The sequence below is a fragment of the Streptomyces sp. KL2 genome, from assembly GCF_046529545.1.
Lineage (GTDB): Bacteria > Actinomycetota > Actinomycetes > Streptomycetales > Streptomycetaceae > Streptomyces > Streptomyces radiopugnans.
This window is the reverse complement of sequence record NZ_CP127170.1, coordinates 2,612,156-2,634,041: the sequence shown is the minus strand read 5'-3', so window position 1 is coordinate 2,634,041 and position 21,886 is coordinate 2,612,156. Positions and strand designations below refer to the sequence as shown.

21 protein-coding genes and 1 pseudogene are annotated in these 21,886 nt (G+C 72.4%); 11 read left to right on the top strand and 11 right to left on the bottom strand.

Annotated features, from left to right (window positions below):
* Positions 1 to 50 precede the first annotated feature (50 nt).
* Positions 51 to 515: a GatB/YqeY domain-containing protein gene (locus tag QPK52_RS11870; protein ID WP_410537431.1), complete on the top strand. Its 465-nt coding sequence runs from the start codon at positions 51 to 53 to the stop codon at positions 513 to 515.
* A gap of 105 nt (positions 516 to 620) precedes the next feature.
* Here QPK52_RS11870 and QPK52_RS11865 read toward each other — a convergent pair whose 3' ends face one another.
* Complete coding sequence (locus tag QPK52_RS11865; RefSeq protein ID WP_410537429.1) at positions 621 to 3,038, bottom strand: transglycosylase domain-containing protein; 2,418 nt, start codon at positions 3,036 to 3,038, stop codon at positions 621 to 623.
* A 396-nt stretch (positions 3,039 to 3,434) separates the two neighbouring features.
* Between QPK52_RS11865 and QPK52_RS11860 the strand changes: the two genes are divergently transcribed.
* Entirely contained in the window at positions 3,435 to 3,794 is a 360-nt protein-coding gene (locus QPK52_RS11860; protein WP_410537428.1) for a WhiB family transcriptional regulator, read from the top strand.
* A gap of 120 nt (positions 3,795 to 3,914) precedes the next feature.
* On the opposite strand, the gene QPK52_RS11855 is transcribed toward QPK52_RS11860, so the two are convergent.
* Together QPK52_RS11855 and QPK52_RS11850 are read right to left on the bottom strand one after the other, a co-directional pair.
* Complete coding sequence (locus QPK52_RS11855) at positions 3,915 to 5,276, bottom strand: ArsA family ATPase (protein WP_410537427.1); 1,362 nt, start codon at positions 5,274 to 5,276, stop codon at positions 3,915 to 3,917.
* Positions 5,273 to 6,250, bottom strand: coding sequence for an ArsA-related P-loop ATPase (locus QPK52_RS11850; RefSeq protein ID WP_410537426.1), 978 nt, complete (start codon positions 6,248 to 6,250; stop codon positions 5,273 to 5,275). The genes QPK52_RS11855 and QPK52_RS11850 overlap by 4 nt, the downstream gene beginning before the upstream one ends.
* Before the next feature lie 151 nt (positions 6,251 to 6,401).
* Between QPK52_RS11850 and QPK52_RS11845 the strand changes: the two genes are divergently transcribed.
* The 4 genes from QPK52_RS11845 to QPK52_RS11830 all read left to right on the top strand — a co-directional run bounded on the left by QPK52_RS11845 (position 6,402) and on the right by QPK52_RS11830 (position 8,895).
* The gene (locus QPK52_RS11845; RefSeq protein ID WP_003991873.1) at positions 6,402 to 6,560 is read left to right on the top strand and encodes a DUF4177 domain-containing protein; all 159 of its coding nucleotides are present in this window, start codon (positions 6,402 to 6,404) and stop codon (positions 6,558 to 6,560) included.
* Positions 6,557 to 7,033: a RidA family protein gene (locus QPK52_RS11840; RefSeq protein ID WP_410537425.1), complete on the top strand. Its 477-nt coding sequence runs from the start codon at positions 6,557 to 6,559 to the stop codon at positions 7,031 to 7,033. Before QPK52_RS11845 ends, QPK52_RS11840 begins: the two co-directional genes overlap by 4 nt.
* A gap of 102 nt (positions 7,034 to 7,135) precedes the next feature.
* Positions 7,136 to 8,068 (top strand): NUDIX hydrolase, encoded by a 933-nt coding sequence (locus QPK52_RS11835; protein ID WP_410537424.1) that lies wholly within the window; start codon positions 7,136 to 7,138, stop codon positions 8,066 to 8,068.
* The gene (locus tag QPK52_RS11830; RefSeq protein WP_410537423.1) at positions 8,065 to 8,895 is read left to right on the top strand and encodes an MBL fold metallo-hydrolase; all 831 of its coding nucleotides are present in this window, start codon (positions 8,065 to 8,067) and stop codon (positions 8,893 to 8,895) included. The genes QPK52_RS11835 and QPK52_RS11830 overlap by 4 nt, the downstream gene beginning before the upstream one ends.
* Before the next feature lie 103 nt (positions 8,896 to 8,998).
* Here the strand turns inward: QPK52_RS11830 and QPK52_RS11825 are convergent, their stop codons facing one another.
* Positions 8,999 to 9,673 carry a Crp/Fnr family transcriptional regulator gene (locus QPK52_RS11825; protein ID WP_093657459.1) on the bottom strand — a complete coding sequence of 225 codons (675 nt, stop codon included), beginning with the start codon at positions 9,671 to 9,673 and terminating at the stop codon, positions 8,999 to 9,001.
* A 261-nt stretch (positions 9,674 to 9,934) separates the two neighbouring features.
* Between QPK52_RS11825 and nth the strand changes: the two genes are divergently transcribed.
* Genes nth through QPK52_RS11810 form a run of 3 tightly spaced genes read left to right on the top strand, consistent with a single transcriptional unit; the run spans position 9,935 to position 12,760 of the window.
* Positions 9,935 to 10,783, top strand: coding sequence for an endonuclease III (gene nth / locus QPK52_RS11820; protein ID WP_410537422.1), 849 nt, complete (start codon positions 9,935 to 9,937; stop codon positions 10,781 to 10,783).
* 11 nt (positions 10,784 to 10,794) lie between these two features.
* Positions 10,795 to 11,547, top strand: a complete 753-nt coding sequence (locus tag QPK52_RS11815; protein ID WP_410537421.1) for an NUDIX hydrolase — start codon at positions 10,795 to 10,797, stop codon at positions 11,545 to 11,547.
* Positions 11,548 to 11,560: 13 nt separating this feature from the next.
* The gene (locus QPK52_RS11810) at positions 11,561 to 12,760 is read left to right on the top strand and encodes a MarP family serine protease (protein WP_410540305.1); all 1,200 of its coding nucleotides are present in this window, start codon (positions 11,561 to 11,563) and stop codon (positions 12,758 to 12,760) included.
* A gap of 213 nt (positions 12,761 to 12,973) precedes the next feature.
* Here the strand turns inward: QPK52_RS11810 and QPK52_RS11805 are convergent, their stop codons facing one another.
* The 6 genes and pseudogenes from QPK52_RS11805 to QPK52_RS11780 form a co-directional block, all read right to left on the bottom strand.
* On the bottom strand, positions 12,974 to 13,168 hold the full coding sequence (locus QPK52_RS11805; RefSeq protein WP_410537419.1) for a hypothetical protein: 195 nt from the start codon (positions 13,166 to 13,168) through the stop codon (positions 12,974 to 12,976).
* Positions 13,169 to 13,407: 239 nt separating this feature from the next.
* Positions 13,408 to 14,361 (bottom strand): alpha/beta fold hydrolase, encoded by a 954-nt coding sequence (locus QPK52_RS11800; RefSeq protein WP_410540304.1) that lies wholly within the window; start codon positions 14,359 to 14,361, stop codon positions 13,408 to 13,410.
* A 68-nt stretch (positions 14,362 to 14,429) separates the two neighbouring features.
* Positions 14,430 to 14,912, bottom strand: coding sequence for a phage holin family protein (locus tag QPK52_RS11795; RefSeq protein WP_410537418.1), 483 nt, complete (start codon positions 14,910 to 14,912; stop codon positions 14,430 to 14,432).
* A 190-nt stretch (positions 14,913 to 15,102) separates the two neighbouring features.
* A complete protein-coding gene (acs, locus tag QPK52_RS11790; RefSeq protein WP_410537417.1) occupies positions 15,103 to 17,067 on the bottom strand; it encodes an acetate--CoA ligase in 1,965 nt (654 codons plus the stop codon).
* Between the two features lie 214 nt (positions 17,068 to 17,281).
* Positions 17,282 to 17,527 carry a hypothetical protein gene (locus QPK52_RS11785; RefSeq protein ID WP_410537416.1) on the bottom strand — a complete coding sequence of 82 codons (246 nt, stop codon included), beginning with the start codon at positions 17,525 to 17,527 and terminating at the stop codon, positions 17,282 to 17,284.
* Positions 17,526 to 17,791: pseudogene (locus QPK52_RS11780) on the bottom strand (transporter); the annotation flags it as partial. The pseudogene QPK52_RS11780 and the gene QPK52_RS11785, both read right to left, overlap by 2 nt.
* A gap of 332 nt (positions 17,792 to 18,123) precedes the next feature.
* On the opposite strand from QPK52_RS11780, the gene QPK52_RS11775 reads away from it, so the two are divergent.
* Positions 18,124 to 19,377 (top strand): hypothetical protein, encoded by a 1,254-nt coding sequence (locus QPK52_RS11775; protein ID WP_410537415.1) that lies wholly within the window; start codon positions 18,124 to 18,126, stop codon positions 19,375 to 19,377.
* A gap of 151 nt (positions 19,378 to 19,528) precedes the next feature.
* Here the strand turns inward: QPK52_RS11775 and QPK52_RS11770 are convergent, their stop codons facing one another.
* Complete coding sequence (locus QPK52_RS11770) at positions 19,529 to 20,530, bottom strand: ATP-binding protein (protein WP_410537414.1); 1,002 nt, start codon at positions 20,528 to 20,530, stop codon at positions 19,529 to 19,531.
* Between the two features lie 104 nt (positions 20,531 to 20,634).
* Here QPK52_RS11770 and QPK52_RS11765 point away from each other — a divergent pair, with 104 nt between their 5' ends.
* On the top strand, positions 20,635 to 21,459 hold the full coding sequence (locus QPK52_RS11765; protein ID WP_410537413.1) for an oxidoreductase: 825 nt from the start codon (positions 20,635 to 20,637) through the stop codon (positions 21,457 to 21,459).
* The last annotated feature ends 427 nt before the right edge of the window (positions 21,460 to 21,886 follow it).

The window sequence follows — 21,886 nt, the reverse complement described above, 5'->3', positions numbered from 1 at the left end:
GCGGCACAATGCAGTGGGCGTCGGGCTCCGCGTCCTGGCACACTTCCGACATGACCACGCTCAAGACCCGGCTCCAGGACGACCTCACCGCGGCGATCAGGGCGCGCGACGAACTGCGCTCCTCCACCCTCCGTCTCACGCTGACCGCGATCCAGAAGGAGGAGGTGGCGGGCGAGAGCGCCCGTGAACTGTCCGACGCCGAGGTCGAGAAGATCATCACCCGTGAGGCCAAGAAGCGGCGCGAGGCGGCGGACGCGTTCGCCAAGGGCGGGCGTGCCGAGCAGGCCGAGCGGGAGCGCGCGGAGGGCGAGGTGCTCGCCGAGTACCTGCCCAAGCAGCTCACCGATGAGGAGCTGGACGCGCTGGTGGCCGAGGCCGTGGCGGAGGCGAAGGCGGCCGGGGCCGAGGGGCCGAGGGCCATGGGCGCCGTGATGAAGATCGTGAACCCGAAGGTGGCGGGGCGTGCGGAGGGCGGCCGGGTGGCCGCCGCCGTCAAGAAGCACCTGGCGGGCTGACCGCAGGCCCGCGGGCCGGAGGGAAGCGAAGCGAGCATGCGGAGGGGCCCCGGTTTCCGGGGCCCCTCCGCATGCTCGCGTGCGTCTCGGTGTGCGCCGCGCCGGCTACCGCGGTGTCCAGCCGCCGTCCTGACCGGAGGTCTGCCAACCCCCGTTGCCGTTCGTGCCGTTGCCGCCGCCGATGTTCCAGCCTCCGGTGGTGGAGGTGGCGCCGACGCTGTCGCCGCCGGTGTCACCGCCGGTGGCGCCGCCGCCGGTGGTGGTGCCGACCGTGGTGCCGTCGGTGGTGCCGCCCATGGTGCTGGCGCCTCCGCCTCCACCCGGGCCCCCGTTGCCGCCTCCGCCGATGACGCCGGGCGGAAGGGTGATGTCGGGGAACGGGTTGCCGGGACGGCGGTCACCTGGCTTGTCGTCGTCCCCGCCGCGGCCCCGGTCCTTCTCGTCGTCGGTGGCGGCCCGCGGCACCTGGACGTCGTTGAAGGACTCGACGGGCTCGCCCTGGAGGGCGCCGGTCATCGCGGTCTTCCAGATGGGACCGGGCAGGCACCCACCGCAGACCTTGTCGTAGAACTGCCCGCCGATGGTGATGTCGTACATCTCCTGCGGATCGCCGATGTCGTCGCCGACCCAGACGGCGGTGGAGAGGTTCGGGGTGTAGCCGACGAACCAGGCGTCCTTGCGACCGTCCGTCGTACCGGTCTTGCCCGCGTTGTCGCGGTCGGTCAGGCCGGCCCTCGTCCCGGTGCCGTCCTCCACCACGCCCTTGAGCATCTTGTTGATGGAGTCCGCGATGTGCTCGGACATCGCCCGCTCGCACTTGGTCTTGGGCACCGACAGCTTCTTGCCGTCGGCGTCGGTGACCTTCTCGATCGCGACCGGCGAGCAGTAGGTGCCGCGGTCGGCGAACGTGGCGTACGCGGCGGCCATGGACAGCGGGCTGATGTTCTGGCCGCCCAGGAGTGTCGCCGGCTTCTGCTCGACGGGCTTGCCGCTGCCGAGGCGGACGCCCATCTTCCCGGCCATCTCCACGACGTCGCACAGACCGACCTTCTGGCCCAGATCGACGAAGTAGGTGTTGATGGACTTGCTGAGGGCGCCGGTCATGTCCCAGGTGCCCTTCTCGGACTCCAGCTCGTTCTGGACGTCCCAGCTGCCGTTGCCGTAGGGCTTGTTGCCGCAGACCTTGAAGTCCCCGAGGCTGAATGAGGTCTTCCAGTCGCTTCTGTAGGTGCTCGCTGGGCTGATGCCGTCGGCCATCGCGGCGGCGGCGATGATCGGCTTGAAGGTGGAGCCGACCTGGAAGCCGTGGGTGCTGCCGCCCATGGCGTTGTCGACCGCGAGGTTGAGCAGGGTCTGGTTCTCGTTCTGGTCCAGGCCGTACGGGCGGCTCTGGGCCATCGAGAGGATCTTGCCGGTGCCCGGCTCCACCTGGACGACGGAGGCGGCCACCGGGTCGTTCTCGTAGACCTTGCCGGTGGCGGCCTCCGCGGCGGCCTTCTGCGCCTTGGGCGAGAGCGTGGTGCGGACCGTCAGGCCGCCGCGCTTCCAGAGGTCCTTGCGCTCCTGCTCGGTCTTGCCGAAGACCGGGTCGGTCAGGATGATCTTGCGGACGTAGTCGCAGAAGAAGCCCGCCTTGTCGGTGGCTGTGATGCAGCCGCTCCTGGGCTTGCTGATCTTGAGGCCCAGGTCCTTCCTCTTGGCCGCCGCGACGTCCCCCTTCGAGGCCGCTCCCGTCTCGGCCATGCGGTTGAGCACGATGTTGCGGCGCTTGACGGCCCGGTCGGGGTAGTTGACGGGGTCGTAGTAGGTGGGGGACTGGACGAGGCCGGCCAGCAGCGCGGCCTCGTGCAGCTCCAGGTCGGCGGCGTTCTTGGAGAAGTACCGCCGGGCCGCCGCCTCGATGCCGTACGCCTGCTGGCCGAAGAACGTGATGTTGAGGTAGTTCTCGAGGATCTGCTCCTTGCTGAGCTCCTCCTCGATCCTGATCGCGTACTTCAGTTCCTGGATCTTGCGGCCGATGGTCTGCTGGGTGGCCTCGGCGACCTTCTCCTGGTCGTCACCGGCCTGTTCCACGAAGACGTTCTTGACGTACTGCTGGGTGAGGGTGGAGCCGCCCTCGGCGACCCCGCCCTCCTGCGCGTTCTTGTTCAGCGCGCGCATCACGCTCTTGAGGTCGATCGCGCCGTGCTCGTAGAAGCGGGAGTCCTCGATCGCGACGATCGCCTTCCGCATGATCGGGTTGATCTTCTTCAGCGGCACCACCGTGCGGTCGCGGTAGTAGTCGGTCGCGATCAGATTGCCCTCGGAGTCGAGGATCTGGTTCTTCTGGCTCAACGGGGGGCGCTTGAAGTCGATGGGGATCTCGTCGAAGCTCTCGACGGTGCCCTTGGCGGCCAGCCCGAGGCCGCCTGCTACGGGCAGCGCGATGCCCGCCAGCACTGCTCCCGCGAGCACGCTGACGCCGAGGAACTTGGCGGCCTGCTGGGTCCCGGACAGCCCGCCACCCGAGCGCTTGTTTGGCATGAGGGCAGCCTACGTTCTCAATCGCCGGACAGGTGTGCGTGTGTTCGCCTACGCTGTATCACGTCTGACACGGTCGTTCGGTTCCTTGTCAACTCGCGGTTCACTCCATCGAGCGTTGAGATGTGACCGAATTGCAATCCCGTGTCAGGAAACCTCCGGTCCCGGCTCCTTGGAATATGGGCGCAATGCCCGTATTTGAGCGAAAGTTCGGTATCGTCCTCCGGTCACTCCGTTGGGTGATCTGCCGCGCACCCATAGTCCGTTCGGGCCATTCAAGATTGGGCCCGTCGGGGGTGTTGCGCCCTGGCCGCCTTCCGTAACGTCCTGCACTGGCAGCGGTGAATATGCCGTCTGCCGCCGTGGGGGAGCCTCGATTCGGGAGAGGACGGCGCCGGCATGAGCTGGGTTACCGACTGGAGCGCGCAGGCGGCCTGCCGCACTGCGGATCCGGATGAACTGTTCGTACAAGGGGCGGCCCAGAACCGCGCCAAGGCGGTCTGCACCGGGTGCCCGGTGCGCACCGAGTGCCTGGCCGACGCCCTCGACAACCGTGTGGAGTTCGGCGTCTGGGGCGGGATGACCGAGCGGGAGCGGAGAGCGCTGCTGCGCCGCCGCCCGACGGTCACCTCCTGGCGGCGGCTGCTGGAGACCGCGCGCACCGAGTACGAGCGCAGCGCGGGCCTGCTGCCCGTGGAGGTCGAGATGCGCGAGCACGACGCGCGGCCGTACAGCGGCGACTACGCCGCGGCCGGCTGAACCAGGGCTGAGACCCGGGCTGAGACCCGGGCTGAGCCCAGGGCTGAGACCGGGGCGCTGAGAACTCGGGCCCCGAGCCCGGTCCCCGGCCCGGGGACACCGGCACGGCCGGCGGTACGGCTAGGCGGGCTCGACGCCGGGCTGCTCCGCGAGCCGCCCGCCGATCGCCCGCAGTCCGTCCAGATCGTGCACATCGCCCGGCAGCGCGGCGACCTCGGCCACCGGCACCTCCGGGTGCAGCGCGGCGAAGCGGTCGCGCGTACGCCGCTCGCGCGCCAGCACGTGCATCCGCTCCGCGTGCAGCCTCAGCATGCCCGCGGCCAGCCGCTCGGCCGCCGTGGGGGAGGAGGGGGAGTCCTCCTCGGGGAAGCCTTCGGAGTCGGCACCGGCGTCAGTGCCGGAGCCGTCACCGGAATGTGAGCCGGAGCCGGAAGCGGACCGCGGGGCGGGCCGCCCATCACCACCCTTCCCGGTGGGATGATCGACAATGCCGTCCTCCTCGAGGTTCTCCGCGGCGGCCAGCGCCCGCTCCGCGCTGAGGTGGGCGGCCTCGCTGCCGTGCATCCGGTTCAGCACGAGCCCCGCCAGCGGCATCCGGTCCGCGGCCAGCCGCTCCACGAAGTACGCCGCCTCGCGCAGCGCGTCGCGCTCCGGGGCCGCCACCACCAGGAACGCCGTGCCCGGTGCCTGGAGCAGCCGGTACGTGGCGTCGGCGCGGGTGCGGAAGCCGCCGAACATCGTGTCCATCGCCGCCACGAACGTCTGCATGTCGCGCAGCAGCCCCGTACCCAGCAGCTTGTTGAGCAGCCCGGTGAACACCGACAGCCCGGACACGCCCAGGTTCACGAACTTCAGACCCGCCCGGCCGCCGACCTTCGCCGGGGCCGTCAGCAGCCTGATGAACCGCCCGTCCAGGAACGACCCCAGGCGCTTGGGCGCGTCCAGGAAGTCCAGCGCGGAACGGCTCGGCGGGGTGTCCACGACGATCAGGTCCCACTCGTCGTCCGCGCGGAGCTGGCCGAGCTTCTCCATGGCCATGTACTCCTGCGTCCCCGCGAAACCGGCCGACAGCGACTGGTAGAAGGGGTTCTCCAGGATCGCGCGGGCCCGCTCGGGGTCGGCGTGGACCTCGACGATCTCGTCGAAGGTCCGCTTCATGTCGAGCATCATCGCGTGCAGTTCGCCGCCCGACGCGCCGTCGACGCCCTTCACCCGGCGCGGAGTGTTGTCCAGTTCGGTCAGGCCCATCGACTGGGCCAGCCGGCGGGCCGGGTCGATGGTGAGGACGACGACCTTCCGGCCGCGCTCGGCCGCGCGTACGCCCAGGGCCGCGGCCGTCGTCGTCTTGCCCACGCCGCCCGCGCCGCAGCAGACCACGATCCGGGTGCCGGGATCGTCGATCAGCGCGTCGACGTCCAGCACCGGGAGCGTGCCCAGGCCGCGCGCCTGTGCCGTGCCGGCTTCGGCCGCCCGTGCCGTCACCTCGCCACCCCCTGTTCGCGCAGTTCGCCGGCGAGCAGGTAGACGCCGGGCAGGTCGGCGCCCTCGGCCAGCAGTTCCAGTTCGTACGCGGGCAGTTCCAGCCCGGCTATCTCCGAGCGCAACTCGCCCTCCAGTGCCAGCCGTTCGGCGTGCTCGTGGGCCTGGCGCAGCAGCGGGCCGACCAGCTGATCGGCCCTGCCGCCGCGCCGCGCGCCGCCCAGGCCCGCCCGGGACAGCGCCTTGGCGATCTCGGTGCGGGACTCCTCCGCGGCCCGCACCGCCGTCCGGTCCAGTACCGCCGGCCGCGTCATGTTGACGAACACGCAGCCGGTCGGCAGCCCGGCGGCGCGCAGCTCGGCGACGCCGTCCACGGTCTCCTGGACGGGCATCTCCTCCAGCAGGGTCACCAGGTGCACGGCGGTCTCGGACGACTTGAGCACCCGCATCACGGCCTGGGCCTGGTTGTGGATCGGGCCGACCCGGGCCAGCCCGGCCACCTGGTCGTTGACGCCGAGGAAGCGGGTTATCCGGCCGGTGGGCGGCGCGTCCATGACCACCGCGTCGTAGACGAAGCCGCCGGCGCGGGTGCGGCGGCGCACCGCCTCGCAGACCTTGCCGGTCAGCAGGACGTCGCGCACACCGGGCGCGATGGTGGTGGCGAAGTCGATCGCGCCGATCCTCTTCAGGGCCCGTCCCGCGCCGCCGAGCTTGTAGAACATCTGCAGGTAGTCCAGCAGCGCCTTCTCCACGTCGACGGCCAGCGCGTACACCTCGCCGCCGCCCGGTCCCACGGCGATCTTCCGCTCCTCGTACGGCAGCGCCTCGGTCTCGAAGAGCTGGGCGATGCCCTGCCGCCCCTCCACCTCGACCAGAAGCGTGCGTTTGCCCTCCTCGGCGAGGGCGAGCGCCAGTGCGGCGGCGACCGTCGTCTTTCCGGTCCCGCCCTTGCCGGTCACCACATGCAGCCTGCTCACCCTTCGGAGCCTAACCACCGGACGAGGGGAGTACGCCTGCGGATGGGCCATGGAGGTGCGCCCCGGTGCGCGGGGGGCGGGCCGGGGCGGCGGGGAACCGGAGGGGGGAGGGCGCGCGGAAGGGCGCCGGGGAGGGGCTAAGGTCGGCCCCATGACGAAGTGGGAATACGCGACCGTGCCGCTGCTCGTGCACGCGACCAAGCAGATCCTGGACACCTGGGGCGAGGACGGCTGGGAACTGGTCCAGGTGGTGCCCGGCCCGAACAACCCGGAGCAGCTCGTGGCGTACCTGAAGCGGGAGAAGCAGTGAGCGAGGCGCGCGGCTCCGTCGAGTCCAGGCTCGCGGAGCTGGGTCTGACCCTGCCGGAGGTGGCGGCGCCGCTGGCGTCGTACGTCCCGGCGGTGCTCTCCGGTTCCTACGTGTACACCGCCGGACAGCTGCCGATGGTCGACGGCAGGCTGCCGGTGACCGGCAAGGTCGGCGCCGAGGTGACGCCGGAGGAGGCCAGGGAGCTGGCCCGGGTCTGCGCGCTGAACGCCCTGGCGGCCGTGAAGTCGGTCGCCGGCGATCTGGACCGGATCGCCCGGGTGGTCAAGGTGGTCGGCTTCGTCGCCTCCGCTCCGGACTTCACCGGCCAGCCCGGCGTGGTCAACGGCGCCAGCGAGCTGCTGGGCGAGGTGCTGGGCGACAGGGGCGTGCACGCGCGCAGCGCGGTGGGTGTCGCGGTGCTGCCGATCGACGCACCGGTCGAGGTCGAGATCCAGGTCGAACTGGCGGACTGAGCCGCCGCCGGACTGCCGGACGGGCACCGGACGGGCCGGTGCGGGCCGCGGTGTTCGAGGCCCGCACTCGAACATCGCGGCCCGCGGCCGTACGATCCGGCCATGCCGTCAACGCCGCCGCAGCCCACGTCCCACACGCCCCCGCGCGACGGGCAGTGGTATCCGCCCGAGTGGCCCGAGCGCATCCGCGCCCTGGCCGAGGGGCGGCTCACGCCCGTGCCCCCGCGCCGGGCGGCGACCGTGATGCTGCTGCGGGACGCCGAGGGCGGCCCGGCCGTCCACATGCTGCGCCGGCGCGCCTCCATGGCCTTCGCCGCGGGGGCGTACGCCTACCCCGGCGGCGGCGTGGACCCCCGCGACGAGGGCACGGTCGCCTGGGCCGGCCCGGCGCGCGGGGAGTGGGCACGGCGGCTCGGGGTGGAGGAGGCGGTCGCGCAGGCCGTCGTGTGCGCCGCCGTGCGCGAGACCTTCGAGGAGGCGGGCGTCCTGCTGGCCGGCCCCGACCCGGACACCGTCGTCGCCGACACCACCGGCGACGACTGGGAGGCGGACCGGGCGGCCCTGGTGGCCCGCGAGCTGTCCTTCGCCGACTTCCTCACCCGCCGGGGACTGGTCCTCCGCAGCGATCTGCTGGGCGCCTGGGCGCGCTGGATCACCCCGGAGTTCGAGGCGCGGCGCTACGACACCTGGTTCTTCGTCGCCGCCCTGCCCGAGGGGCAGCGCACCCGCGACGTCTCCGGCGAGGCCGACCGCACGGTGTGGATCCGCCCGGCGGACGCGGCCGCCGCCTACGACCGGGGCGAGCTGACGATGATGCCCCCGACGATCGCCACCCTGCGGCAGCTCGCGCCGTACGCCGACGCCGCCGCGGCGCTGGCCGCGTCCGGGCAGCGGGACCTGACGCCCGTACTGGCCCGGGCGAGCCTGGAGGACGACGGGGCCGGCGGCCGGCGGGTGGTGCTGAGCTGGCCGGGGCACGAGGAGTTCACCAAGCACGTGCCCACGGCCCGGCGGACGGCGGGGGGTGCGCCGTGACCGACGCGTCCGCCCTGCCCGGGCAGCCGCGCGGCGGCCCCATCGACGGCACGGGCACCGCCCGTGCGGTGTGCGTGCTCGCGCCGAACCCCTCGCCGATGACGCTGGACGGCACCAACACCTGGATCGTCGCCGAGCCGGACTCGCCGCTGGCGGTCGTCGTGGACCCCGGCCCGCTGGACGAGGGGCATCTGCGCCAGGTGATCGACACCGTCGAGCGGTCGGGCCGGCGGGTGGGGCTGACGCTGCTCACCCACGGCCACTGGGACCACGCCGAGGGCGCCGCCCGCTTCGCCGAGCTGACGGGGACGGCCGTACGCGCGCTCGACCCGGCGCTGCGGCTGGGGGAGGAGGGCCTGGCGGCCGGGGACGTGGTGACCACGGGCGGCCTGGAGCTGCGGGTGGTGCCCACGCCGGGGCACACCTCGGACTCGCTCAGCTTCCATCTGCCCGCCGACGGCGCGGTGCTGACCGGCGACACGGTCCTGGGGCGCGGCACGACGATGGTGGCCCACCCCGACGGGCGGCTGGGCGAGTACCTGGACTCGCTGCGGCGGCTGCGCTCGCTGACCGTGGACGACGGTGTGCGCACGGTGCTGCCCGGACACGGGCCGGTGCTGGACGACGCGCAGGGGGCCGTCGAGTACTACCTGGCGCACCGGGCGAGCCGTCTGGCGCAGGTGGAGACGGCGGTGGAGGCGGGCCACCGGACGCCGGGGGAGGTCGTGGCGCACGTCTACGCGGACGTGGACCGCTCGCTGTGGCCCGCCGCCGAGCTGTCGGTGCGGGCGCAGCTGGAGTACCTGGAGGAGCACGGCCTGGTGTGACGGGTCGTGCCCGCGGGCCGCGCTCCGGACGTGCCCCCGCTGGACGGGGCCCGTCCGGGCGGCCGCGCCGGCGTCGGCAGGGACCCTCGTGGGTCCCGGGGGCTCAGCGCGAGCGCTTCGCCAGCCGCTCCACGTCCAGCAGGATGACCGCACGGGCCTCCAGCCGCAGCCAGCCGCGGCTGGCGAAGTCGGCCAGCGCCTTGTTGACGGTCTCGCGGGACGCGCCGACGAGCTGGGCCAGCTCCTCCTGGGTGAGGTCGTGCACCACGTGGATGCCCTCCTCGGACTGCACGCCGAAGCGGCGCGACAGGTCCAGCAGCGCCTTGGCGACGCGGCCGGGGACGTCGGAGAAGACCAGGTCGGACATCGAGTCGTTGGTGCGGCGCAGCCGCCGGGCGACGGCGCGCAGCAGCGCGGTGGCGACCTCGGGGCGGGCGTTCAGCCAGGGCTGGAGGTCGCCGTGCCCCAGACCGAAGAGCTTGACCTCGGTCAGCGCCGTGGCCGTGGCCGTACGGGGGCCCGGGTCGAACAGGGACAGCTCGCCGATCAGCTCACCGGGGCCGAGCACGGCCAGCATGTTCTCCCGGCCGTCCGGGGAGGTGCGGTGGAGCTTGACCTTGCCCTCGATCACGACGTAGAGCCGGTCCCCCGGGTCGCCCTCGTGGAACAGGGCCTCACCCCGTGCGAGCGTCGTCTCCGTCATGGAGGCACGCAGCTCGGCAGCCTGCTCGTCGTCAAGCGCCGCGAAGAGCGGGGCGCGCCGCAGAACGTCGTCCACGAGTTCTCTCCTTGTCCACGTGCCCACGGGTCTGTCGCCCCCATGATGCCGGACGGTGAAACAGTGCGATCAGTCACAAGTTTGACGCACCCGGCGTGCGGTGCGTGCGCCAGGGGTCCGATTGGGCCCCGAATCGGCGGTGAGCGGGGCGGATGTCGGCGCGCCCCCGTACGCTGGCCGGGTGTCCAACACGCCGGTGAGGCCGGACGGAAAGGGGGCGTACGGGTGACGGTGTCCCGTGGCTCATCCCAGGATTCCGCCGTGGGCGAACGAGAGTCCGCCGAACGGGTAACGGAGACGAAGCCGCCGAGAGCGGCCGGGGGAGGAAAGAGGAGCGCAGGGGGCAAGCCGGAGACGCGGCTCGCCATGGTCCGCCGCGCCCGGCGCATCAACCGCGAGCTGGCCGAGGTGTACTACTACGCGCATCCCGAGCTGGACTTCGAGAACCCCTTCCAGCTGCTGGTCGCCACCGTCCTCTCCGCCCAGACCACCGACCTGCGGGTCAACCAGACCACCCCCGCCCTCTTCGCCGCCTACCCCACCCCGGAGGAGATGGCCGCGGCCGACCCCGAGCGGCTGGAGGAGCTGATCCGGCCCACCGGTTTCTTCCGCAACAAGGCCAAGTCGCTGCTGGGGCTCTCCACCGCCCTGCGCGACCGTTTCGGCGGCGAGGTACCGGACAATCTCGAGGACATGGTCTCCCTGCCCGGCGTCGGCCGTAAGACGGCACACGTGGTGCTGGGGAACGCCTTCGGCAGGCCGGGTCTGACGGTGGACACCCACTTCGGGCGGCTGGTGCGCCGCTGGCGGCTGACGGAGCAGACCGACCCGGAGAAGGTCGAGGCCGAGATCGCCGGGATCATCCCCAAGAGCGAGTGGACGATGTTCTCGCACCGGGTCGTCTTCCACGGCCGCCGCATCTGCCACTCCCGCAAGCCCGCGTGCGGCGCCTGCCCGATCACGCATCTGTGCCCCTCGTACGGCGAGGGCGAGACGGACCCGGAGAAGGCGAAGAAGCTGCTGAAGTACGAGATGGGGGGCATGCCCGGCCAGCGGCTCAAGCCCCCCGCGGACTATCCCGGGCAGCCCGCGCCTTCGCCGGGCGCCTGAGCGGAGCGCGGATGAGGGAAGCACAGGAGAAGCACCGGGCCCCCATCGCCGGCCCGGCCGCCGGTCCGGTCGCCGTCACCGACCGGGGGCTGCCGGACTGGCTGCGCCCGGTGGCCGACGTGGCGTCGACGGTGCGGGCGCGGCAGCTCAGCCGCTTCCTGCCGCCCAGGGACGGGGGCGGACGGCAGTCCGCGGTCCTGGTGCTCTTCGGCGAGGGCGGCGGAGACGGCGGGAACGGGGGAAGCGGCGCGGGCACCGGGCCGGAACTGCTGCTGATGGAGCGGTCCTCCAGTCTCCGCTCGCACGCCGGGCAGCCGTCCTTCCCCGGCGGCGCCCTCGATCCGGAGGACGGCGACCCCGAGGGCGACGGGCCGCTGCGCGCCGCGCTGCGGGAGGCCGAGGAGGAGACCGGGCTCGACCCGTCCGGGGTACAGGTCTTCGGGCGGCTGCCGCGCGTCTACATCCCGGTGAGCGGATTCGTCGTCACGCCCGTACTGGGGTGGTGGCGGGAGCCGAGCCCGGTGGCGCCGGTGGACCCGGCGGAGACGGCCCGGGTCTTCACCGTGCCCGTGGCCGACCTCGCCGATCCGGCGAACCGTGCCACGGCCAGACATCCCAGCGGCTACCGCGGTCCGTGCTTCCTCGTCAACGACGCGCTGGTGTGGGGGTTCACGGCCGGGATCATCGACCGGATCCTGCACTTCGCCGGCTGGGAGCGGCCGTGGGACACCGACCGCAGCGTCCCCCTCGACTGGCGTGCATGAGACGGTGGGCGACGTGAACGTGCTGGACGTACTGCTGCTGCTCTCCGCGGTCTGGTTCGCGGTCGTGGGCTACCGACAGGGTTTCGTGGTCGGCGTGCTGTCGGTCGCCGGTTTCCTCGGGGGCGGGCTCGCCGCGGTCTACCTGCTGCCGCTCGTCTGGAACGAGTTCACCGACGGCGCGTCGCCGGGGACGGCGGGCGCGATCGCGGCGGTTGCGGTGGTGATCGTGTGCGCTTCGGTCGGCCAGGCGTTCACCACCCATCTGGGCAACCGGCTGCGCCGGCACATCACCTGGTCGCCCGCCCGGGCCCTGGACGCGTCCGGCGGCGCCCTGGTGAACGTCGTGGCCATGCTGCTGGTCGCCTGGCTGATCGGCTCGCTGCTGGCCTCCACGGCCGTGCCCGTCGTCGCCCGGGAGGTGCGCGGCTCCGCGGTGCTGCACGGGGTCTCCCGGGCGCTGCCGGACAGCGCCGACACCTGGTTCACCGACTTCACCTCGGTGCTGGCCCAGAACGGCTTCCCACAGGTCTTCTCGCCGTTCGCCAACGAGCCGATCACCTCGGTGGAGCCTCCGGACCCGGCCCTGGCCGGCAGCCCGGCCGTGGCCCGCGCCAAGCGGTCCATCGTCAAGGTGCTGGGCACCGCACAGAGCTGCGGCAAGGTGCTGGAGGGCACCGGTTTCGTCTTCGACCGCGGCCGGGTGATGACCAACGCGCACGTGGTCGGCGGCGTCGACGAGCCGACCGTGCAGGTCGGCGGCGAGGGCCGGCTCCACGACGCCACGGTCGTCCTCTACGACTGGGAGCGCGACATCGCGGTACTCGACGTGCCGTCACTGCGGGCTCCGGCGCTGCGGTTCGTGGAGGACGACGCGGAGACCGGCGACGACGCGATCGTCGCGGGCTTTCCGGAGAACGGCGGGTTCGACGTCCGCTCCGCGCGGGTACGCGGCCGTATTCAGGCCACCGGCCCCGACATCTACCACCGGGGCACGGTGCGCCGCGACGTCTACTCCCTGCACGCCGTGGTCCGGCAGGGCAACTCCGGCGGCCCGCTGCTGACGCCCGACGGCAGGGTCTACGGCGTCATCTTCGCCAAGTCCCTGGAGGACGAGAACACCGGCTACGCGCTCACCAACGACGAGATCCGCCAGGACGTCCTGCAGGGGCGGGCGTCCCGGGGGCCGGTGGACAGCCAGGGATGCGCGATGTGAGGACCGGTTTCCGCCCGGGCCGGCGCCCCGGACCCGGTTCGCGTCCGGCCCCGCTCCCCCGTGGCCCCGGAGGCCCGGTCACCCGGGACCGGGCCTCCGGGCCGGTCCCGCCGCCGGTCGCGGCTTCGGAGGCCGGACGGCGGCAGGAGCCGGGGGGAGGCGGGCGGTGCGGCGGATGCCCGGTGTGCGTGTGCGGTGTGCGTGTGCGCGGCGTCAGCCGCGCGTATGGCGCAGCCGCGCGCCGACCCAGCGGGCGCGGCGGCGCAGGATGTGAGGGATGCCGAGCCGGGGATCGCGGAGATCGCCGAGATCGCGGTGGTCCCGCGCGGAGCGCGGGGGCGAGCCCTGCGCGCTGCTCTGTTCCCGGATGTCGCGTGACACGTCACGGTAGTCGTGCGTCCAACCCATACTCCGGACTCTGCCCGTGCCCCATGGTCGGTAATCGCCCAATGGTCCGTCAATTGGCCTATGCGGGCGTCACGTGCTCTTATCATCGGCCGGTTCCGGGGTGTTCCAGCCGGTCGACGGGCCCGCCCGTGAACGCCTCCGGATTCCCCCGGTGATGGCCGTGCCGTTCCGGAGGCGGCCCCGGATCCCGGGCCCCGACCCCGGCCGGGGCGGGCGCGCGGTCGCGCCCGGGGCCGTTCCTAGCGGTCGGGTTCGGGGTCCTTCAGCCAGTCGACGAGTTCGCCGGTGAACGCCTTCGGGTCCTCCTCGTGGGGGAAGTGGCCCAGCCCGTCGAACAGCCGCCAGCGGTACGGGGCCTCCACGTACTCGCCCGAGCCCGCCGCGCTGCGGGTGCGCATCACCGGGTCGAGCGAACCGTGCAGATGGAGGGTGGGGACACGCACCGGCCGCTTCATGCGGCGGTTGAACTGGAACCCGTCCAGGCGCGCCAGGGAGCGGATCATCCACCGGTACGGCTCGATCGAGCAGTGCGCTGCGGAGGGGACGCACATCGCCTGCCGGTAGACCTCGACCGCGTCGTCCTCCGGAGGCCGGGGCCCGGACCACTCCCGCAGCAGGCGTCCGACCAGCGCCCCGTCGTCCGCCACCAGCCGCCGCTCGGGGAGCCAGGGGCTCTGGAAGCCCCACACGTACGCCCCGGCCGCCGTCTGCCGCAGGTCGCCCAGCATGGCGGCGCGCCAGCGGCGCGGGTGCGGCATCGAGGCCACGGCCAGGCGCCGGACCAGCTTCGGGCGCATCACCGCCGCCGTCCACGCCAGGTAACCGCCCAGGTCGTGGCCGACGAGAGCGGCGTCCGGCTCGCCCAGGGAGCGGATCACACCGGTGACGTCGAGTGCGAGGTTGGCCGGGTCGTAGCCGCGGGGGGTGCGGTCGCTGCCGCCCACGCCTCTCAGGTCCATCGCGACCGCGCGGTAGCCCGCGTCGGCGAGGGCGGGCAGCTGGTGCCGCCAGGCCCACCAGAACTGCGGGAAGCCGTGCAGCAGCAGCACCAGCGGGCCCTCGCCCATCTCGGCGATGTGGAAGCGCGCACCGTTGGCGGCGACGTCCCGGTGTGTCCAGGGGCCGTCCATCCGGACGACGGAGGAGGGGGTGCCGGAGTGGTTCACGCCTGTCGTACCCGTCGTGTCGCTCATCTCTGCCGTGCCCTCTGCGCCTGCCGTGCCCGTGCCGCCCGCGCCGTCCGTGCCGTCTCTGCCGTCCGTCATGTGGAAGAGCGTGTCACGTGCTCGACGGCCATGGCTTCCGCCCCGACGGCCCTGGGCTCCGTCCGCGCACCCGGGACGGTCCTGGGGTGGGGCTTGACGCCCGACAGCACGGCCGCCGACTGCTTGGCCGAGGCGATCGAGCGCCTGGGCGGCTTGACCTTGGACAGCTTGGCCTTCGCCAGCAGCAGGAGCACGAGCGCGACCAGCAGGTACGCGCCCCCCACGATGGTGAACGACCAGGCGAGCCCGATTCCCAGGTTGTGGATGCCGTAGGCCGCGGCGAAGCTGAAGACCGGCAGCGAGAAGAGCACCAGGACGCCCGCGGCGATGGCCGCGCCGCTGCCGATCGCGCCGCGCTTGACGTCCTGCCGCAGCTCGGCCTTGGCCAGCGCGATCTCCTCGTGGACCAGTGCGGACAGTTCGGTCGTCGCCGAGGCGACCAGCTGACCGATGCTGCGGCCGTCGTCGGCTGGGCTCATCTCATGCTCCCTCTCGTCGTGGCGGTCGGTGGCTCTGCGCCAGGGTCTGCATCATGCCGGACCGCGGTGCCCGCCGCCGCACACGGTGTCGGCGAGCCGTCTGCGAGTGCACGCGGCCGCAACGGACAGGGGCGCCCGGCCGCCGCGCACGCGGTGGCCGGGCGCCCCTGCCGAACGGGCCCGGTGCCGGTCAGTCCTCGCTGGAGGCGGCGCCCGGCAGCTTGGACTGGATGAGGGTCATCACCGTGGAGTCGGTGAGGGTGGTGACGTCCCCCAGGTCCCGGTTCTCGGCGACGTCGCGCAGCAGCCGGCGCATGATCTTGCCCGAGCGGGTCTTGGGCAGCTCGTCGACCGGCAGGATGCGCTTGGGCTTGGCGATCGGGCCGAGGTGCTTGGCCACGTGGCCGCGCAGCTCCTCCACCAGCCCCTCGTCCTCGGCGGCGCTGCCGCGCAGGATGACGAAGGCGCAGATGGCCTGGGTGGTCTGCGGGTCGGTGGCGCCGACGACCGCCGCCTCGGCCACCTTCGGGTGCGAGACGAGGGCGGACTCGACCTCGGTGGTGGAGATGTTGTGGCCGGAGACCAGCATCACGTCGTCCACCCGGCCCAGCAGCCAGATGTCGCCGTCCTCGTCCTTCTTGGCGCCGTCGCCCGCGAAGTAGCGGTCCTGGAAGCGCGACCAGTAGGTGTCCAGGTAACGCTGGTCGTCGCCCCAGATCGTCCGGAGCATCGACGGCCACGGCTCGGTCAGGACGAGGTAGCCGCCGGAGCCGTTGGGCACCTCGTTGGCCTCGTCGTCCACGACCGTGGCGGAGATGCCGGGCAGCGGCACCTGCGCCGAGCCGGGCTTGGCCTCGGTCACGCCGGGCAGCGGACTGATCATGATGGCGCCGGTCTCGGTCTGCCACCAGGTGTCCACCACCGGGGTGCGGTCGCCGCCGATGTTGTGGCGGTACCAGACCCAGGCCTCGGGGTTGATCGGCTCACCGACCGAGCCCAGCACCCGCAGCGAGGACAGGTCGAACTTCGCCGGGATGTCGTCACCCCACTTCATGCAGGTGCGGATGGCGGTCGGAGCGGTGTAGAGGATCGTGACCTTGTACTTCTCGACGATCTCCCACCAGCGGCCCCTGTGCGGGGTGTCGGGGGTGCCCTCGTAGATCACCTGGGTGGCCCCGTTGGCCAGCGGGCCGTAGACGATGTACGAGTGGCCGGTGACCCAGCCGACGTCGGCGGTGCACCAGTAGACGTCCGTCTCCGGCTTGAGGTCGAAGACGGCGTGGTGGGTGTAGGCCGCCTGGGTGAGGTAGCCGCCGGAGGTGTGGAGGATGCCCTTGGGCTTACCCGTGGTGCCGGAGGTGTAGAGGATGAACAGCGGGTGCTCGGCCTCGAAGGCATGCGGGGCGTGCTCCTCGGACTGGCGGTCCACCAGCTCGTGCCACCACACGTCCCGGCCCTCGGTCCAGGCCGTCTCCTCACCGGTGCGGCGGACGACCAGGACGTTGCGCACCTTCTCGGTGCCCGGCTGGGTCAGGGCCTCGTCGACGGCGGGCTTCAGGGCGCTGGGCTTGCCGCGCCGGTAGCCGCCGTCGGCGGTGATGACGACGCGGGCGTCGGCGTCCTGGATGCGGGTGGCCAGGGCGTCGGAGGAGAAGCCGCCGAAGACCAGGGAGTGGGGGGCGCCGATGCGGGCGCAGGCCAGCATCGCCACGACCGTCTCGGGGATCATGGGCATGTAGATCGCGACCCGGTCACCGGTCCGCACGCCCAGTTCGATCAGGGCGTTGGCGGCCTTGGAGACCTCGCGCCGCAGATCGGCGTAGGTGATCGCGCGGGTGTCGCCCGGCTCGCCCTCGAAGTGGATGGCGACCCGGTCGCCCAGACCCGCCTCGACATGGCGGTCGACGCAGTTGTAGGCCACGTTGAGCCGGCCGTCCTTGAACCACTTGGCGAAGGGCGGGTTGGACCAGTCCAGGGTCTCGGTCGGCTCGGTCTCCCAGCTCAGTCGGCGGGCCTGCTCGGCCCAGAAGCCCAGCCGGTCCGCTTTCGCCCGTTCGTACGCCTCCGCGGTGACGTTGGCGTTCGCTGCCAGCTCGGCGGGCGGCGCGAACCTCCGTTCCTCCTTGAGCAGGTTGGCCAGGCTTTCGTTGCTCACGACATCTCCCTTTCCCAGGGTGTCTGGTGTGTCCCGCGTCATAGCAGACCAGCCCTTGTCGCCCCCTGACAAGGGTTGTCCGTCAAGTGGTGTAGACCTCTTGCGCTCAGGGGTCGGCGCCTGTCGGTGAGCGGCCGACGAGCGGTCGAGCGGCTTGTTTCCGTGATCTTCGCCCCGCTGCCGGCTGCCGTTCCCCCGCCGTGCGCGGGACCGTTCAGGCGACCGCCGCGCCGGGGTGCACGGGGGTGAAGGCCGGCGCCCCGCCTCCGTTCCCGTTGCCCGGTTCGTCCAGTACGCACGCCTGTTCCTCACCGACGTGGAAGTACATTCCGCGCAGCTCCGGCGAACCCTCGGACAGCCGCCGGGCCGCACACGGACGGGCCCGCAGGTGGTCGAACCGCTGCACCACGTCGGCCGGGCAGAGCGCCTCCGGTTCGTCGGCCTCACGGGGTTCGGCCACCGGAGCGCGGGTCGGCGAGCTGCCCGGGCAGGGCGAGCGCGTTGGCGACGGCGGAGCCCCCGGACTCCCGCCGGGCACGATGTGGAGCCGGGCGAGGGCGATCGTCGGGCCTGCCGCGGGACCGCTGACCCGGAGCGGGGCGCCGTCGAACCGCCCGGCGACGATGCCGCCGACGGCCGCGGCCACCGGTCCGGCCTGCAGGGGCGCCCCGGTGGCCAGGGCGATGCCCGGCGAAAGGGGCGGCGCGATGAGGAAGGCGTACACGGAGGCAGACGGGTCGGCGGTGTGCGGGCGCCGTCCGGGCCGCTCCGCGCGGTGAGCGGCGCAGGCGGACGTATCCGTCCCCGCCGCGAGATCGAGTCACGCTCCGCACGCGCTTGACTACTGGAGGTTTCGGTAAGCGAATCGCCGTGTCGCTTGAAGGATCAAGGGAGGGGGGCGGGCAGTCGGGCTCACTGTTCACACCCGGGGGTGAATAAGTCATAGGAACCGGTCTCCTCGCTTGCGCCTCTCACAGTGCGTGTGAGGTTGGTCGCAGGCCGAACTCATCGGCCGAAAGAGGCAGAAGCGACAACGGAAGCGATGAGGTGGAGAACATGGGAGTCGCGCGGAGGCTGACCAGAGGCGTCGCGGGAGCGGCCGTACTGGTCGTACTGGCGGTCGGTTGTTCGAGCTCGTCCCCGAGCGTGTCGAAGGAAGAGGGCCGTGCGAACAAGGACGCGCGGAAGGGGAAGCCCGCGGGCGGAGTCGAGCTCATAGGCGACGGCTCCACCGCCTACATAGGCCCCCAGCCGAACCAGCCCGACTTCGGGCGTCTGAAGCCCGGTGACAAGCCTCCGCAGTTCGTCGTCTTCTCCTGGGACGGCGCGGGGGAGGACAGCAAGAAGCTCTTCTCGCGCTTCCGCGAGGTGGGAAGGAAGTACGACGCCCACATGACGTACTTCCTCAGCGGCGTGTACGTGCTGCCCGAGGCGGAGGCCCACCGCTACGAGCCGCCCGGCCGCGGCCGCGGCGCCTCGGACATCGGCTACCTCAAGGACGAGAACATACGGGCCACGCTGGAGCAGCTCCGCGGCGCCTGGCTCGAGGGGAACGAGATAGGCACCCACTTCAACGGCCACTTCTGCGGGCCGAACGGCGTCGGCAGCTGGACGCCCGAGCAGTGGAAGAGCGAGATAGAACAGGCCAAGTGGTTCGTGAAGAACTGGAGGACCACGACCGGCTGGAAGGACCTGGAGCCCCTCCCCTTCGACTACGACCGGGAACTGGTCGGCGGCCGCACCCCCTGCCTGGAGGGCCGCACGAACCTCCTCCCGGCCGCGAAGGAGATGGGCTTCCGCTATGACTCCTCCGGCAACGGCACCCAGGTCTGGCCCGACAAGGAGGGCGGCCTGTGGGACCTGCCGCTCCAGCAGGTGCCGATGCCCGGGCGCTCCTTCGAGACGCTCGCGATGGACTACAACTTCCTGGCCAACCAGTCGGGGACGGTCAACGGGGATCCGGCGCAGCGCGAGGCCTGGGGGCGCCAGATGCGCGACGGCCTGCTGGAGGGCTTCGACCGCGCGTACGACGGCAACCGCGCGCCGCTGATCATCGGCAACCACTTCGAGGGCTGGAACGGCGGCGTCTACATGAAGGCCGTCGAGGACGTCATCAAGAAGGTGTGCCCCATGGCCGACGTGCACTGCGTATCCTTCCGGCAACTCGTCGACTGGCTCGACGCCCAGGACCCCCGGATCCTGGAGAGGCTGCGCACCCTCGGAGTGGGTCAGGCCCCCGAGGGCGGCTGGAAGAAGTTCCTGACCGCTCCCCCGGCGACGGCCTCCTCCCGGTCGCCCGGCGGAGCGTAGACCCCGGCCTCCCGGCCCGGCGTCCCCGCCGCGGCGGCCTCGTGCACACGCGGTACGGTCGGCGCGCCCGGCGCACCGGGCGCGCCGACCGTACGACGGGCCGACCGTACGACGCGGCGGCCGGGACCGGAGAGGTGGGACGGGAGCCGGCTCAGACGGGCCGGGAGGCCCGGACCGGCTCCTCGCGGAGCACGAAGGCGGGATCGACCTGGGCCGCCAGGTCGGCGCCCGTCTTCGCGTTGCCCCAGCTCTCGGCGTTCTTCAGGTGGAAGTGCACCATCTGCCGGGTGTAGCGCTCCCAGTCGCGCAGGCCGTACGACGCGTCCGCCGTCTCCTGCATCATGCGCAGCGCCTTGTGGTTCGCGTCCTCCAGCTCGGAGAAGGGCCGGACCCGGCCCTTCTCCATCGCGCGCACCCAGTCGGAGTGCCCGACGGTCACCAGCAGGTCGTCCCCGGCCTCCGCGTGCAGGAAGTCCAGGTCGTCCTGGCCCTGCACCTTGTTGCCCACCACGCGCAGCTGGACGTCGTAGTCCCGGGCGTACTCCTTGTACTGCCGGTAGACCGCCATGCCCTTGCGGGTCGGCTCGGCCACCAGGAACGTCATGTCGAAGCGTGTGAACATCCCGGAGGCGAAGGAGTCGGAGCCCGCCGTCATGTCGACGACCACGAACTCCCCGCGCCCGTCGACCAGGTGGTTCAGATACAGCTCGACGGCGCCGACCTTGGAGTGGTAGCAGGCCACGCCCAGGTCCGCCTCGGTGAAGGGGCCGGTCGCCAGCAGCCGTACGTCGCCGCCGTCGGGAACGCCGCCGGGCCGGACGCGGCGGGCGCAGGCGTCGTACACGGGGTTGTCCTCGGTGATCCGCAGCAGCCGGGACCCCTCGCCGGGCGGAGTCGTCTTGATCATCGTCTCGGCCGAGGCGATCCGGGGGTTGGTGCCGCGCAGATACTCCTTGATCAGCGGGAGACGGGCGCCCATCGCGGGCAGGGCGGCCGCCTCCTCCTCGTCCAGGCCCAGCGCGACGCCCAGGTGCTGGTTGATGTCGGCGTCCACGGCGACGACGGGGAGGTGCTGGGCGGCGAGATGACGGACGAACAGCGAGGACAGCGTCGTCTTGCCGCTGCCGCCCTTTCCTACGAAAGCGATTTTCATAGTCGGAAGCGTAGTGGGGCGCCCGCGGTACTGAGGGGGATCGCGTGAAGAAGACCACTCGATCGTGGGGCGTTCACGCCGTCGGGGGTGCGTAGGGTCTAGGCATGTCTACGACTGCTGATCCCCTCGCCGCACTGGGCGCGCTGCCCGGTGTCGCCGACTCCGTCGAATCGGTGCGCAAGGCCGTGGACCGGGTGTACGGGCACCGGGTGATGCGGCGGCGCAGCAGCGAGGTCACCGCCGAGGCGGTGCTGCGGGGCGCCCGCGCCTCGGCGGCGCTCGGAGGCGCCGACTGGCCGCTGGAGGAGGTGCGCCGCCGCAGCGACTTCGGCGCGGACGCCGAGGCGCGTACGGTCGGCGCGGCCCTGCGGGCGACCGCGGAGGCCGGCCAACTGCTGGACGTGTGGCGGCAGTCGCCCCTGCGGGTGCTGGCCAGGCTCCATCTGGTGGCGGCGGGCGGCGAGGCGGACGGTGAGCGGGTGGGCCGGCCGCGGCTGGCGGGCGAACCGGTGGAGGAGCCGCTGGCGTCCGGACTGGCGCTGCCGGACGCCGCCGAGGTCTCGGCCCGGCTGGACGCCCTGGCGCAGCTCGTCGTCGCGGGCACCTCCGCGCCCGCGCTGGTGGTGGCGGCGGTGGTGCACGGCGAGCTGATGGCCCTGCGGCCCTTCGGTACGTACAACGGCCTGGTCGCCCGGGCGGCGGAGCGGATCGTGCTGATCGGCGGCGGTCTGGACCCGAAGTCCGTCTGCCCCTCGGAGGTCGGCCACGCCGAGCAGGGCGCCGACGCCTACGTGGAGGCTCTGAAGGGGTACGTCTCCGGCACTCCGGAGGGAGTGGCGGGGTGGATCGGCCACTGCGGCCGGGCGGTGGGACTGGGCGCGCGGGAGAGCACGGCGGTCTGCGAGGCGCTCCAGCGCGGAGCGGCCTGACACCAGGACCCCGGCGGGGGCCGGAGGTTCGAGGGGAAGCGCCCGAGCGGCCCGTGCGCGGCGACGGCACAGTGATGCGGCGGCACCGGCGCGAGGTCGGTGTCGCCGCTGGCACGTCCGCCGGGGTACCAGGCGTGCACGGTATCGCCGTCATCAGGGGGGACTTCGCCCGACCCTGGTGCGGCCGGCCCTATCGCGGGTCTGCTGCGCGTGGGTTCCCGGCTTCCATGCTCGGTCCGTGGGCCTTCGTCTGCGCCGACCCTCCTTCCGGATGAGATCGACCAGGTCTCGCGGGCCGTTGACTCCTTTGTACCCCACGCGGGGACGAAGCGGAACCTCTCCCCGCGGAGCTTTACTTTCCCCTTCAAACGCCCTGAAGGCCCCATGGAACCCCATAGGGGCCATAGGGACCTTCGGGGGGCGGCGG

Bases quoted from the DNA above. Each gene is read 5' to 3' on its own strand.
- QPK52_RS11870 (WP_410537431.1), top strand. From the start codon at position 51: ATGACCACGCTCAAGACCCGGCTCCAGGACGACCTCACCGCGGCGATC.
- QPK52_RS11865 (WP_410537429.1), bottom strand. From the start codon at position 3,038: ATGCCAAACAAGCGCTCGGGTGGCGGGCTGTCCGGGACCCAGCAGGCC.
- QPK52_RS11860 (WP_410537428.1), top strand. From the start codon at position 3,435: ATGAGCTGGGTTACCGACTGGAGCGCGCAGGCGGCCTGCCGCACTGCG.
- QPK52_RS11845 (WP_003991873.1), top strand. From the start codon at position 6,402: ATGACGAAGTGGGAATACGCGACCGTGCCGCTGCTCGTGCACGCGACC.
- QPK52_RS11835 (WP_410537424.1), top strand. From the start codon at position 7,136: ATGCCGTCAACGCCGCCGCAGCCCACGTCCCACACGCCCCCGCGCGAC.
- QPK52_RS11815 (WP_410537421.1), top strand. From the start codon at position 10,795: ATGAGGGAAGCACAGGAGAAGCACCGGGCCCCCATCGCCGGCCCGGCC.
- QPK52_RS11805 (WP_410537419.1), bottom strand. From the start codon at position 13,168: ATGGGTTGGACGCACGACTACCGTGACGTGTCACGCGACATCCGGGAA.
- QPK52_RS11800 (WP_410540304.1), bottom strand. From the start codon at position 14,361: ATGAGCGACACGACGGGTACGACAGGCGTGAACCACTCCGGCACCCCC.
- QPK52_RS11795 (WP_410537418.1), bottom strand. From the start codon at position 14,912: ATGAGCCCAGCCGACGACGGCCGCAGCATCGGTCAGCTGGTCGCCTCG.
- QPK52_RS11775 (WP_410537415.1), top strand. From the start codon at position 18,124: ATGGGAGTCGCGCGGAGGCTGACCAGAGGCGTCGCGGGAGCGGCCGTA.
- QPK52_RS11770 (WP_410537414.1), bottom strand. From the start codon at position 20,530: ATGAAAATCGCTTTCGTAGGAAAGGGCGGCAGCGGCAAGACGACGCTG.
- QPK52_RS11765 (WP_410537413.1), top strand. From the start codon at position 20,635: ATGTCTACGACTGCTGATCCCCTCGCCGCACTGGGCGCGCTGCCCGGT.